Genomic DNA, 14020 nt, shown 5'->3' with positions numbered 1-14020 from the left:
TACTTCTGCCACTCGCCGAGTCGTCTGACTTTTCCCAGATCCGGTTCTGACAGCGCCGATTGCTATTACCGGTTTATTAGATTTGATCATTGTCTTTTCGCCACCCAAGAGCTTGAAATTTGACCCGCACTTCAGGACTTCCGACGCCTTGTGCATCACATATTGATGGGAAACATCGCTGTAGGCGAAGACTACATCGTCGATTTTCATTTCAGATATCAGACGGGACAGATCAGCCTCGTCCAGAATGGGTATCCCATCGGGATACAGTTCACCACTGAGAGCGGGTGGATATAGCCTACCTTCGATGTTGGGGATTTGCGTTGCCGTGAAGGCGACAACCTCGCTTTGCGGATCATCGCGGTAGATTACGTTGAAATCATGAAAATCACGCCCAGCGGCTCCCATGATGAGGACTCGAGTTCTTCTCATATCTGTTCAGGCCTTTCGCAGCTTATGCTTGATTCTATAGAAAACCCCGTGCCATCGCACTTGGAACAGGAGTTGCTTTGAGAGGAGAAAATGTTAGCTGAATCCGAAGAAGCTCCTGAATCCGAGAATTCTTTTGATGAACCTGATCATTCGTCAGCCATGAATGGATACCTATAATCTTTTGGGGGATCGAAATTTTCCTTGATGGTCCTCTGAGAAACCCAGCGTGCTAAGTTCCAGATAGAACCTGCCTTGTCGTTCGTTCCTGATGCCCTGCTGCCGCCGAATGGTTGCTGGCCTACCACAGCTCCTGTCGGCTTATCATTGATGTAGAAGTTACCCGCGGCATGAGTGAGTGCTAGCGAGGCATCATCGATGGCAGCTCTGTCTTGAGCCATAATACATCCCGTCAGGGCATAGATCGACGTTCGATCAACCAGTTGCAGAGTATCCTGCCATTCATTGGGATCGTAAACGTAAATAGTCAGGACGGGGCCAAATATCTCTTCTTCCATCGTTTTGAAGTGGGGATCGGTAGTAATGATAGTAGTTGGTTCAACAAAGTAGCCCACCGAGTCGTCATAGCCTCCGCCCGTGAGAAACTCGGCGTCGGACGATTCTTTTGCGTAGTTTATGTAGTCAACAATTGAGCCGAAAGCCGGTTTGTCTATCACCGCGTTCATGAAGTTCGTGAAATCTTCTACGTCTCCCATTCTGATGGATTCCACTTCGGCAGTGTACCGATCCTTCACCTCCGGCCAGATGGTTGACGGGATGTACGCCCGCGAGAGTGCGGAACACTTCTGTCCCTGATACTCAAATGCACCCCGCACCATACAGGTAACTAGGGCGTCGAGATCGGCGGATTCATGAGCTACACAGAAATCTTTGCCTCCAGTTTCGCCCACGATGCGAGGATAAGTAGCATAGCCGGCGATGTTTTCTCCAACTGTTTTCCACATGGACTGAAAGACAGCTGTTGAGCCGGTAAAATGGATTCCAGTCAGATCGGTATTCGGCAAAACAGTTGGTCCAACTTTAGAGCCTGGTCCCGGGATGAAATTGATAACGCCGTCTGGAATGCCTGCTTCCTGGAAAAGTTTCATCAGGTAATATGCAGGGAAGACAGCGCTGGAAGCCGGCTTCCAGAGCGAAACGTTGCCCATGAGGACAGGGGAGGTGGGGAGGTTCCCGGCGATAGAGACAAAATTGAACGGTGTCACCGCGAATACGAAACCTTCCAGCGGTCTGTGTTCTGTCCGGTTTTTCGTTGGCTTGGGAGAATACATCGGCTGATGACTGTATAATTCCTGCGCGTACCACGGATTAAAGCGGTAGAAATCAATAAGTTCACAAGCTGAATCGATCTCGGCCTGGAAGACGTTCTTGCTTACATTCAGCATGGTCGCCGCATTCAGGAGATTGCGATAGGGACCCGCCAGAAGATCTGCCATTGTGTGAAAAATTGCTGATCTTTCTTCCAGTGAACTTCGTGACCAATCGTGCCACGCCTCCTTCGCACTCTCTATTGCCAGATTGACTTCCGCCTTGCCCGCTTTGTGGTATCGTGCCAGGATGTGCTGATGATTGTGAGGCATAACACAATCGGTAAAATTGCCGGTTCGTACCTCTTTGCCGCTGATAATAAGAGGAATCTCAATTTCGGTGGTTCGGAGTTTCCTCAGTTCTGCCATAAGACTGTTACGTTCATCAGAGCCCGGTTCGTACGACTTGATGGGTTCGTTTACCGGTTCTGGACAGGGAATGATTTTATTAGTCATGATTCCGATAGATTGTAAAAAGATGATTATGCTGGATCAGATAACGATTAAATTTAGGAGAAGGGGGAGCTGGCAGGCAAGGGAAAGACAGTATAGTTTTCGATTGTGGAGCTTTTCTGCTGGGTCTGTTTTGTCGTTGCAAAACTGACATAAGTGCGAACTGTTTCCTGAAGAGGGTCAATCAGCTGACTTGTTTGTACTGCCGACCGGTGGTAAGACAAAGTCTTTCTCCATAATCTTGAAGCCGGACCATTCCATGCCGAGGTTCAGGTATACCTGTTGCGCTAACTTGTTTTCATCATGTACATAGACACGGATACCGCGGACTTCCTCTTTTTTTGCGGCCAATTCGGCTAAATATTCGTGGAGAGCTCGATAGATACCTTGTCGCCTGTATTTGGGTTTCACATAGACGCTTTGAATCCACCACATGACGCCGTTGCGCCAGTCAGTGAATTCGGTGGTGATCATCACCTGTCCCACGATTTCACCGTCTACTTCAGCGAGAGTGTAGAATCCCTGTTGCGGTTGCTGCAGAAATTGAGTGACGCCGCTCTTCAAAATTTTTGGTTCCAGGGATCGATTTTCACTTTCTTCAGCAAGGGCACTATTAAAGGCTACAATAATAGCTATGTCAGCTTCTGTCGCATTACGGATAGTGATCATAATTAATTCCTTTGTCTATTCAAGTTTTTCTTTAAATAAGACCCGACCCTAATGCAATACTCAGGACGATTAATGATATGGCAACAAATCTCTGGATATGAATCATAGTCACTTTCTCAACCATTCGCTTTCCGAGGTAAGCACCGAGAAATGCCGCCAGAGATCCGGCCAGGACAAGTTTACTATTTTCTAATTCTAGGATAGAGAAATTAACGCCGTAGACGGTGAGACGGGTGATATCAACCATGCAAGCGATGGTGACACCCGTACCGATGAACTGTTCCTTAGTAAGTCCTGTGTTAGCGAGGAAGGCACTTCTCATGGCTCCCTGGTGTCCGGAAAGTCCGCCGAACAGGCCGCTTAGAACGCCACCCAACGGCAACAGGCTGACGCTGAACTCGAGTTTTCGAAACATTGGCAGCACCTCAATCAATGCGAAGATGACTATGAGAGCGGCGATCATAAGTTTCACCCATTCTACTTCGAACTGTCTGGCGAACCAGGTGTAAGTTGCAACGGGAGGAAGACCTGAGATGCGTGTTAGAATCCAAGCCCCGGCGGCGGCAAAAACGATTGCTGGCATCCCGAATTTTACCACTACGTCGCCGCGACGATATTTGCCAAAGAGTGACAGTTTGAAAAAGTTGTTGGCCAGGTGAACAACGGCAGTTGCTACGATCGCTACCTGCATGGGAAAGAAAATGGCCATGACGGGCATGAGGAGAGAACCGAGACCAAAGCCCGAGAAGAGCGTTAACCCCGATACCAACAGAGCGACAAGTGAAACGATTATGTATTCCATCAGGGAGTTGATCTTTCAGGTCGTTACCAACCTGTCACATCTTTCAATGCAGTAGCTCAAGCACTCTATCTGGCGGCCGCCCGAGAACTACCTGATCTCCCTTTATTGCAATGGGGCGCTCCATCAGCTTTGGATGTGCTACCATCTGTCGAAAAAGTTCAGCGTCGTCTTCCAGTTTATCCTTCAGTCCAAGCTCTTTGAAATCGACCTCACGCCTGCGGATAAAATCCTTGGGGCGGAGACCCATCATTGAAGCCAGCTTCTTCAGGGTAGTCGCGTCAGGCGTCGTCTTAAGATACTCCACGATCTGAGGCTCAACTCCCTTATCTCTGAGAATCTGCACGGATTCCCGGATCTTTGATCAGCGCGGGTTATGATAGTTGGTAATGTCGTTCATTTGGTTCCTCCATTAGTTTTACCTACTTTCAGTGGATTGATTACTGGTCGAATTTATTCTATTCAGATAAAAATTACTTCCATTGAAAAATTCTCATTTCCAGTTTGGTTTCTCATCTCGCTTGTGATATACACATGATTGCTTAGATTCAGATTGACTAGTAGTTTGCCGGACAGTAACTTATAACCCTCCCGAGGACTCCGAGGAAGGGAAAATCATCTAAATTTGTTATTTCTTTAGCGTGAGTAGAGTAAATGAATAGTTTCCGTCCGGGTGGATGGGTTTCCGGTGATATCGCCATTGACTTGGGGACGGCCAATACACTTATCTGGCTTCAGGGCAAGGGGGTGGTTATTAATGAGCCATCCATTGTTGCCCGGGGAATTAATGACGGAGTTATCCTTGCAGTGGGAAATGAAGCGAATGAGATGGTTGGCAAGACTCACCGGGACATAGAGACGATCCGACCTCTGAAAGATGGTGTAATTGCCGATTTCGAGATGACTGACGGTTTGCTACAAGGATTCGTCAGGAAGATTCGATTCAATCGGATAGCCCGTCCCAGAATGGTCATCTGTGTTCCCAGCGGTGTTACTGAGGTGGAGAGGCGTGCTGTGAAGGACTCCGGTGAAAGAGCTAATGCACGTGAGATATATCTTATTGAGGAACCCGTGGCTGCGGCCATCGGCATCGGCCTCGATATAAGCAAGCCTGTGGGCAATATGATCGTAGATATTGGTGGCGGGACTACAGAGATTGCTGTCATTGCCCTCAACGGTGTTGTCACGAAAGAGACGATCAGGGTAGCCGGAAGGGCCATGGACAAGGCAGTCGTTTCTTGGTTTCGTAACGAACACAAGTTAGAAATCGGTGAACCGACCGCGGAGAGAATTAAAGTTTCTGTGGGCACAGCCATGCGCATGAATGATAAGCCAATTACCGTAAAGGGGCGCGATATGGTTTCCGGTATTCCGAAAACAGTCGAGATATCCTCTGATGAACTACGGCAAGCCCTCAAGGATACTGTAACCCAAATCGTTGATGCGGTGAAACGAACTCTCGAAAAGACGCCGCCAGAGCTGTCAGTCGATATTCTCGATCGTGGCATCATCCTTACGGGCGGAACGGCACTGTTGAAAGGTCTGGATCAAAACATTCGTGAAAGAACGCACTTGGCGGCAAACGTTTCTGAGTTTCCTCTTTTGGACGTTGTCAAGGGCACAGGCATAGTCCTCAATAATATCAAGAAGTATGCCGAAGTCCTCATTTAGCTCTTCTTAATGCGCAGATTTCTCGGTTTCCTCTTTGAGCGAAGAGATTACGTTTCACTCTTCCTCGCAATAGTTGTTTCAATCTATCTTCTCTCTTACAGTGAATCACCTGAAGTTCGATTAATCCAGAGCAAGGTTAATACTGTCTTGACCGTCTTATATCAGCCGGTCCTGTGGGTAAGAGGAATCAGTGAAGTGCGGGAGGAAAATCAGCTGTTGCGCGAGAAGGTGATGCAGTTGTTATTCTTGAACAGTTCGCTTCTGAGTTTTAAGGCAGAGAATGAGGAACTCCGTGCAATGCTGGATTATGAACGAGTCAGCCAATATGAATTGGTTCCGGCCAGGATTATTAATAAAGGGATCGCGCCGTTGATTTCGTCGGTCACTATCGATACGGGTAGCGAGTATGGAATCGGAATAGATTACGCTGTTGTCGGTTTGGGCGGTGTTGTTGGTAAGACTGTCTCAGTAGGAAAGAAAACGTCCGTTGTTCAATTAATGACCGACTACAATTTCCGCATAAGTGTGAAGCTTGAAAAATCCGCGGCAACGGGCATTCTGCGCTGGAAGAGTGGCGAAACGTTTGAGGTTTGGGAGATACCCAAAGCGGTCGATGTGGGAATCGGCGAACGGATTATTACTTCTGGTTTCAGTGATATTTTTCCCGAGAATTTCCCGGTAGGATTGGTTGTTGGCGTAACAGAGCGACCGGAGATGCTGCACAAAATTGTTGTAGCAGATGCATTTACCGATTTTACGGCGCTCCAGCACCTGTTTGTGATTTTGAAGGAGGCGAGGTGAACTGGAGACATCCTGCCATTGGAGCCTTCGCAGTTTTTCTGCTTCAGTTTGTCCTGTCAGAGTACCTGACAATTCAACGCATCCGCCCCGATTTCCTCCTTATTTTTGTCATCTACTTGGCTTTGAAGAACGGAAGCATGCAGGGAGTTATCTACGGCTTCGCTCTCGGCATCATTGAAGATTTTCTCAGTGCCGGATCCCTTATCGGTTTGGCACCTCTGACGAAGTCCATTACCGGTTTCCTGATTGGAAGATTGCAGGGAAAGTTCCACCGTATGAATCCTTTCGTATTTCACATTGCCTGGGTAGCTGTGGGACTGTTGCACTTCGTTGTGTACGTCTATGTACGCTATCAGAGTGTTTATGAATCTTCTCAGCCTCTTTTCTGGGGAACGTGGATTCTGGTTGCGGGATACACGTTTGTCTTCATCGGCATAATGCAGATTATCGTCCCTTTTCACCGCGTTCACCCAAACGATAAGCTGGCATAACTTTCAGTGCTGAAGAGTGAAATATATGTCACCACTGGTAAAAGGAATGTTGTTTATGGTGTGGCGGCGGCGCTGTTTGCTCTACTGATCACCAAATTCTTCATTCTTCAAATCTATCGGTACGACAAATTCTTTGAGCTGTCAGAATATAATCGCGTCCGTCCCATCACCACCTATGCTCCTCGAGGGAAAGTTCTAGACAAGTACGGGAATATTCTGGTAGCGAATCGGTCAGTTTACACTATTTCTATTATCAGGGATGAAATAGTTGATAAAGATCGGGAGTTGAAGATTGTTGCCAGCTATCTCGAAATGAACAGTGCCGAAGTAATTGAGAATCTTAATAAATACTATAGAGGCCGCTTCCTCCCGGCTCGCATCGCACGCGATGTCCCCATAGAAAGATTAAGTCTGGTAGAAGAACACAAGAATCAGCTCCCCGGCGTTATCTATTCTGAATTCCCCGTCCGTTATTATCCTAAACTGGAAAGAGTTAGAGCTTCTCACCTGCTCGGTTATCTACGCGAGATTGCCCGCAGTGAACTTGATGGTCCGGACTATTTGCCTGGCGATTTTATCGGTGCTCAGGGAATAGAGAAAGAGTTCGAATCTGTACTCCGCGGGAAGAAAGGCACCTATTTTCAACAGGTGGATGCGTACGGCAGACAAGTCGGTACGGTCAAAGAAAGACCGCCTATTCCAGCGGTACCCGGCGAAGATATCCATCTGACTGTTGACGGAAATCTCCAAGGTAATATTGAATATATCATGGAGGGCAAGATTGGGTCGGCAATTGTTCTTGATGCTGTGAAGGGTCAAGTGTTGGCTATGGTGAGTAAGCCGGACTATCAACTGGAGGATTTCGCTGGTTTTATGGAACCTGAGGTGTGGAGAAAATACACCGGGGACGGCAACAAACCGCTCTTTAATAGAGCCGTACAGGGTATATATCCTCCCGGTTCAGCTATGAAGCTCATTACTACTATTACTGCTCTTGAGGAAGGATTGGTTAATCCCGGCTGGACCGTTTCCTGTTCAGGAACTTATCACTACGGTGATCGATTTTACGGCTGTTGGAAAGAGGAAGGCCACGGAGTCGTGAATCTATCGAGAGCGATAGTAGAATCTTGTAACATTTACTTCTATCAGCTTGTTCAGCGCATTAAGCTCGATTCATGGCATCGTTACGCAATGATGTTTGGTTTTGGTCAAAAGACAGGGGTTGAGGTAACAGAAGAATATGGCGGTACCGTTCCTAATACCGTTTTCATGGACGGGAAATATGGGAAACGTGGCTGGACAAAAGGGCATCTCCTGAATATAGCCATCGGTCAGGGTGATATCCTGGTAACCCCGCTTCAGATGGCGCATTTTGCGGCATTGTTGGCCGCCAGGGGCGAAATCCCAAAGCTGACACTTATTCAAGCAGAGAGTGAATCAAAAATCAGGGAGATACGCGATCGTCTGTTTCTTAAACAATCTACTTGGTCAAGGATTCGCCGCTTGATGTTTGATGTAGTAAACAGCCCTGATGGAACAGCATACAGTCCGGGTTTTGTTGCTTCAGATGTCAATTTCTTTGGTAAAACGGGATCGGCGCAGAACCCCCTTGGTGACTTGCACGCCTGGTTTATAGGATTTGCTGAAAAAGGTGATCAGAAGATTGCTCTTGTGGTTCTGGTGGAGCACGGGGGTAAAGGTGGTACTGCCGCCGCGCCTCTTGCCGCTCGTATCGTCCGCGAATACTTCCAAGATAAAAAGGATCAATTGACATTTAGATGATTCGTTTTATCTCAAAGCTGGGAGAATCTTCTGTAAGATGGCTCGTAATTGGTCTGATATTGACCGGGTTCGGTTTGCTGGCCCTTTATAGTATCGCTTCCCACGCAGGTGAAATTTCCCTGTCATCCAGGTTCGCAAAGCACGCTCTCTGGATTATTCCTTCTCTTTTGATCTTTGTTGTCTGTTTCTCTCCTTCAACTAGGATTATTCATAAGTATGCTTACGTTGCCTTTGGGCTGGGACTTGGTGCATTGCTGATTCCTTTTCTTACGGGTACTGTAGCGGGGACTCATAGATGGATCTCTCTGGGAAGCGTCAGTTTTCAGCCGTCCGAGCCGATTAAGTGGTTCTTGGTAATCGCCCTGGCGAGGTATTTGTCGGACTACAATCTTGAAATGAAGAAAATTTATTCGCTGGCTTTTCCTATCATAATTGCGCTTATCCCAGCAGCTGTTATTCTGAGACAGTCCGATCTGGGCTCTGCGATCATCGTACTCACTCCCGTTATTCCCATGCTCTTCTGGGTTGGTGCCAAACCTGTCCACCTGTTTTTACTTCTGGCTCCTATACTCAGTATTATGACAGCGTCCAACTACTACTCATTCACGCTGTGGATTATCATTTTGGCCGTTATTCTCTACCGCTCCCGGCCGACACTAAGGGTTGGGCTTAGCAATTTTTTCGGTAATATCTTCCTCGGTCTCCTGACACCGTATTTCTGGGGTCAGCTGAAGCCTTATCATCAGGAAAGAATCCTCGTATTCTTCGATGTCTCGCGCGATCCCAAGGGCGCTGCTTATCAGGTCATTCAATCCCAGACAGCTATCGGCTCAGGCGGCTTCTGGGGTAAGGGGTGGGGGAAAGGAACCCAGACGCATCTTAAGTTCCTGCCGGAGCAGGAGACGGACTTCATTTTCTCTGTCATCGGTGAAGAATTCGGATTTGTGATCGTCTGTCTGATACTTGGTCTGTTCGCGTTTCTGGTACTGGATCTGATTCATTCAGCGTATAAAACCGTTGAACGTTTTCCTAGCCTCGTTCTCATTGGGATTGCCACACTTTTCCTTGCTCATATCTTTGTCAATGTAGGTATGACAGTGAATCTTCTGCCGGTGAAAGGGTTGCCGCTTCCGTTTCTCAGCTATGGAGGGACCTTTCTTCTTTCTTGTTATGCCATGCTGGGGCTTGCAATGAATATGTCGGTAGAGTTCAACGAATAACTGCGGAACGAACTTGACCGATTGTGTAACAATTTTTAGGACCAAAAACTGTTGATAGTTACCGTCGAGAAGAGTAACTTCCAAGGTCTATTTTGCCGAGGTTGGAGTCTGTTAATTGATCACATTATGATAATTCGTACAGTACGCGTACTGAGTTTTATGGTCATCTTGCTTGGTGTGACCCACGCTGTGGATCCAGAGCCCACTGTTAATTCACCGCCTCAAGCCCGTCAATCACAGACGAAAAGAACTTCCAGTTCGCAGGGTGAGCAGGCAGCCAAGTTAGAACAGCGGGTGGCTACGCTGGAGACTAAGTTGAACCAGCTTATGGGGATTGTGATCCCGGATGTGGAAAACGCTCTCAATGCCATGGTTTCCTCGAAGGCCCAGTCAGATAGTGCCACCATTATGGTAATCAATCGAATAAATACGCTCCAAAACAAGATAAAGATTCTGGAGGATAAGGCCGCTTATTCTGACAGCAGTAACTTGCAGATTCTGCAGCAGCTCATGATGATCGAGAATAAGATCGTTACACTGACAAAGAGCTTCAATGAACTTTACGGCATGCGGATAGGCAAAGCGGAGAGTAGGGCCGGCGGGATGAGTTCAGATGAGTTCAAACGTAACTATGTGAAGGCTCTCAGTCAGTATCAGAACGGTGACTTTCATAAAGCTATTGAAGGCTTCTCTGCTCTGGCTGGTGCTGATCCGAATCACAAATTGGCTGATAACAGTCAGTATTGGCTTGGCGAAGCTTTTTATTCGCTTAAGAATTACAAACGGGCCGTTCTCGAGTTTCAGAAAGTTTTTCAGTTTGAGGAGAATGACAAGTGGGACGATGCCCAGATAAAACTAGGAATCTGTCATCAGAAAATGGGTAATCTGGACAAAGCCCGTGATGAGTTTCAGAAACTCCTTGATCGATATCCTGACAGCGAGTATACCCAAAGGGCACAGCAGTATCTCCGTCAGCTGTAATTATTTTAACTCACCTGTGCCAGTTTAGGAGAGACAATAATGTCACGAAAAATCTACTTTTTAGTATCTGAAATCATCCCCTTTTCGGAAACTGGCGATCTGGCACATTTTGCCAGATATGTGCCCATAAGACTGCAGGAGCACAAACATGACGTCAGGCTGACGTCGCCGAAGTACGGGTTCATCAGCGAACGGAAGTATACACTAAGAGAAGTCATCAGACTGCGCGAGATCGAATGTGAAATGAATGGCGATATTGTGATGGCCTCAGCAAAATCGGCGTTCATTCCCAAGACACGGGTGCAAGTCTATTTCATGGAACACCCTGACTGGTTTCAGCCGTTGAATCCTCTGCTCTATAAATCGCGGAATGGTCGTCCTCTAAGTGACAATGATGAAAGGTTTGCCTTTTTCAGTAAAACGGCTCTCTGTATGCTGACACACCTTTTCTGGAGTCCGGATGTCATCTTGTGTAACGACTGGCAATCGGCATCGGTACCTATAGTATACAAGCAACTTTTCGCTGGTAAAGATTTCTACAAAGATATCAAAACGGTACAACTTCTTCACAGCTTGGACGACTATGCTCAAGTTTCAGCCGGAATCTATGAGAAGCTGGGAGTCAAAGTAGAAAGTTCCGGCGGTGAGGGGAAGAGTAGGAATTCTCTTGTGGTAGCATGTCAATTTGCCGATCTTGTGATTGCAATTGATCGCCCCGGCTCCGAAATCTCAAAGGAACTTTCCTCCCATACTGACTTTGAATCCTCATACAAAGCTATTGAATCAAAGTTAAGAACGGTTTCTTTGAAAGATAGTTCAGAGGAAAACTATAGAACGGTCGCGGACGAAATAAACGTTTTTATCGAAGAGCTTTTTGCCTGAAACTTTCTCGTTTCACTTATAGACTCACCTTGACCAGATACATTTATAAACTCCGCAAGCTGACCGTTTTTTTGTTCATTCTTGTCTCTTATTTCTTTGCCTGTACAGATGATCCGTTCGTTACAGAGTTGAATGAAGACACCTTTGTACATCCACACGATGTTATAACTAACGAAATTATTTTCAAGACATATCAGATTCCCCCGTCGCTGGGAGGTCATGGAGCTCTTTACTTTGGCAAGAAACGCGACTTTGAGATGCCGTTTACCTTCTTCAAACTTAGTACTGTTTCAGATGTGATAACATCATCCATGTTAGTGGACAGCGCACATTTTGAGATGACGCTTGATACCTCCAAAACCGATACAGTGCTCAACGATATACCGTTGACACTCGGTTATTTTGAGTCTGATACGCTCTATTCTGAGATTGAGTCAAATTACACCAATATTGACTGGTTACCATCGGATTCTCTCAAACTGCCGTCATTCACTTCCATCGATACCGCTGGCCTGACACATGTAAAATTCCGGCTAGACTCCAGCTTTGTTATGAGTCTGGCGGATACGGCGAATGAGGAGCGGTTGTTTGTTGTCAAAGCAGCGGACGATCTTTCAACCATGCTCGCTTTTCATTCTTCCGAGAGCACGAAGAACCAGCCTGCATTCAGGATTTTTTATCATACTGCTCCTGATAGTGCTGCTGACACAACAGCCGTTCCGATTGATTCAACTATAACGGTGAACATCGTAGATGATCTCTCCATAGTGATTCCGCCACCGCTTGATAATGCGCATTTTGACACGACCTTGAGCTATGCCGGTGCTGCAGCAGGTCTGCGCACTCTCATCCGGGCAGATCTGGAGTCGCTGGAGATCCCCTCTATTGCCGTAGTCATCGCTGCAAACCTGATCCTGCCAGTTGCTCATAGTGCGAGTGCAATCACCTCTGAAAGCGACACTAAGGTGCAGATATTTACACTCTCCGATACTGTTGACAGCTGGATGTGGGGGGAAGGCGTCATGGAAGAAGATACTTTTGAGCATTTGATCGTGGCGGGTACCATTTCTCCGACGGCAGTGATCAGCGATTCTACTTTTGTTCTGGATGTGAAGGATGTTTTCCAGTCGATCATTAGTGAACGAGTGGTGGAAGATTCTTCAATCACGAATCTTGGGCTCAAACTAATGATGGTCAGTTCACCATCCGTTTTCGATTATGTCGCTCTACATACCGGTGATCTGGCCGGAACAGCGCCACGCTTGGAGATCCTCTATGCGTTGCCTTAGAGTGAGATTGCTGTCGTTTCTTGTCTTGACGGCTGTTACTTACGGTCAGTCACCTTACAATTCTGCTCTGCACGGAATCATCCTGGACCGCGGAGCGGCCGCAAGTGTGGGTTATGGTGGTGTAGGGTTGGTCTCCGCTCACAGTTCTTGGTTCTCTTTTGAGAATCCTTCAACTTGGGCTAACCTGACATTTACATTGCTTTCAGCGCACTATAATACAGGCGAAGTTCAATACGGTGGAAGTGAGTCTAGGGCGGGTTTCGGACGTCTGGCGAATGCGTCGTTCATTATTCCCATCCGTGGCAAATATGCCTTGGGGTTAGGTGTTGCGCCCTTGTCGCGCAAACAGTTCTCTATTGTTGACAGCAGTGCCGCGTCGGTGATCTTTGCGGATGATACGCTCGGCATGGCAAAGAGTCTAATCGGTTCTGGCGGCATCAGCAGTTTTTTTATCGGCGGTACTTGGCGCTTCAATGAGACCAATTCTTTTGGACTGAATCTCGACTTTCTCTTCGGAACGTTCGATGATTCTACAACCGCTCTACTCCCCGTCAGCTTTCTGTCCGGGTACTACCATAATGAGTATCCTTACTACCGCAGACACTCCGAGTACCGGGGTACCATGGCATCACTATACTTCACTTCATCTCAACGAAAAGAACGACTCAAGTCTACGTTTTATCTCGGTTTGAAAGTACCGGTAGGTGAATCAAAGGTTGTCAGGACGGATTATTTTCCTTATGTCGATTCCGAAAAACAATCTCCCGAGGAATTCCCCCTGCCTGTAACTGTCATGGGTGGCATTGCTCGTCATCTGACTGGTAACCTGCATCTTGGAGTCGAATATCAAGGCCGTTACTTTAAGGAGAAAGAAGACTATGTCCTCAATTCGTTGACAGGTTCTTTCGGGGACGCTTCCCGACTGAGTGTAGGTCTTTTAAGGGAGCGTATTATTGGGTCGCGGGACTTCTTTGATCTGTTGCATTACCGCATTGGATTTTATAGAAGACAACATTACATTTTCCGTGCTGAAGATGCCCTGATTGAGAGGGGATTATCTGTAGGTCTTGGTATCCCGTTCGGGCTGACTCAGAACCAGATTGACTTTGGTTTTCAGTTTTCGAGTAGAAAAGGGTTTCTTACCGATAATCCTGAGATCATCCGTCAATTCACCATTGGATTGACTATAGGAGATATCTGGTTAGTGAAGCGAAGAAGGAGATAA

At 47.0% G+C, this 14020-nt stretch carries 14 protein-coding genes; 9 read left to right on the top strand and 5 right to left on the bottom strand.

From position 1 onward, the window contains the following. The 5 genes from QF669_02155 to arsC all read right to left on the bottom strand — a co-directional run. The coding region (locus QF669_02155) for a GTPase (protein MDP6456249.1) at window positions 1-432 on the bottom strand (432 nt) is incomplete at its 3' end. A gap of 146 nt (window positions 433-578) precedes the next feature. Then, complete coding sequence (gene pruA, locus QF669_02150) at window positions 579-2213, bottom strand: L-glutamate gamma-semialdehyde dehydrogenase (GenBank protein MDP6456248.1); 1635 nt, start codon at window positions 2211-2213, stop codon at window positions 579-581. 177 nt (window positions 2214-2390) lie between these two features. After that, a complete protein-coding gene (locus QF669_02145) occupies window positions 2391-2879 on the bottom strand; it encodes a GNAT family N-acetyltransferase (protein ID MDP6456247.1) in 489 nt (162 codons plus the stop codon). A 31-nt stretch (window positions 2880-2910) separates the two neighbouring features. Continuing rightward, a complete protein-coding gene (locus tag QF669_02140) occupies window positions 2911-3681 on the bottom strand; it encodes a sulfite exporter TauE/SafE family protein (GenBank protein MDP6456246.1) in 771 nt (256 codons plus the stop codon). Between the two features lie 43 nt (window positions 3682-3724). Continuing rightward, window positions 3725-4078 (bottom strand): arsenate reductase (glutaredoxin), encoded by a 354-nt coding sequence (gene arsC, locus QF669_02135; GenBank protein ID MDP6456245.1) that lies wholly within the window; start codon window positions 4076-4078, stop codon window positions 3725-3727. A gap of 254 nt (window positions 4079-4332) precedes the next feature. On the opposite strand from arsC, the gene QF669_02130 reads away from it, so the two are divergent. The 9 genes from QF669_02130 (at window position 4333) to QF669_02090 (ending at window position 14020) form a co-directional block, all read left to right on the top strand. Next, a complete protein-coding gene (locus QF669_02130; GenBank protein MDP6456244.1) occupies window positions 4333-5349 on the top strand; it encodes a rod shape-determining protein in 1017 nt (338 codons plus the stop codon). A gap of 9 nt (window positions 5350-5358) precedes the next feature. After that, the gene (gene mreC / locus QF669_02125) at window positions 5359-6150 is read left to right on the top strand and encodes a rod shape-determining protein MreC (protein ID MDP6456243.1); all 792 of its coding nucleotides are present in this window, start codon (window positions 5359-5361) and stop codon (window positions 6148-6150) included. Beyond that, the gene (gene mreD, locus QF669_02120; protein MDP6456242.1) at window positions 6147-6641 is read left to right on the top strand and encodes a rod shape-determining protein MreD; all 495 of its coding nucleotides are present in this window, start codon (window positions 6147-6149) and stop codon (window positions 6639-6641) included. The genes mreC and mreD overlap by 4 nt, the downstream gene beginning before the upstream one ends. Window positions 6642-6647: 6 nt before the next feature. Further along, window positions 6648-8423 (top strand): penicillin-binding protein 2, encoded by a 1776-nt coding sequence (gene mrdA, locus QF669_02115; protein MDP6456241.1) that lies wholly within the window; start codon window positions 6648-6650, stop codon window positions 8421-8423. Next, a complete protein-coding gene (locus tag QF669_02110) occupies window positions 8420-9643 on the top strand; it encodes an FtsW/RodA/SpoVE family cell cycle protein (protein MDP6456240.1) in 1224 nt (407 codons plus the stop codon). Before mrdA ends, QF669_02110 begins: the two co-directional genes overlap by 4 nt. A 126-nt stretch (window positions 9644-9769) precedes the next feature. Beyond that, window positions 9770-10624 (top strand): tetratricopeptide repeat protein, encoded by an 855-nt coding sequence (locus tag QF669_02105; protein MDP6456239.1) that lies wholly within the window; start codon window positions 9770-9772, stop codon window positions 10622-10624. Between the two features lie 39 nt (window positions 10625-10663). Beyond that, window positions 10664-11506 (top strand): glycogen/starch synthase, encoded by an 843-nt coding sequence (locus QF669_02100; protein ID MDP6456238.1) that lies wholly within the window; start codon window positions 10664-10666, stop codon window positions 11504-11506. 29 nt (window positions 11507-11535) lie between these two features. Next, window positions 11536-12795, top strand: coding sequence for a hypothetical protein (locus QF669_02095; protein ID MDP6456237.1), 1260 nt, complete (start codon window positions 11536-11538; stop codon window positions 12793-12795). Further along, the gene (locus QF669_02090; protein MDP6456236.1) at window positions 12782-14020 is read left to right on the top strand and encodes a hypothetical protein; all 1239 of its coding nucleotides are present in this window, start codon (window positions 12782-12784) and stop codon (window positions 14018-14020) included. The genes QF669_02095 and QF669_02090 overlap by 14 nt, the downstream gene beginning before the upstream one ends.

It is taken from the genome of Candidatus Neomarinimicrobiota bacterium (genome assembly GCA_030743815.1).
In the GTDB taxonomy this organism is placed as follows: domain Bacteria; phylum Fidelibacterota; class Marinisomatia; order Marinisomatales; family S15-B10; genus UBA2146.
The sequence above is the reverse complement of the archived record's forward strand: the minus strand, read 5'-3'. Positions and strand labels throughout refer to the sequence as shown.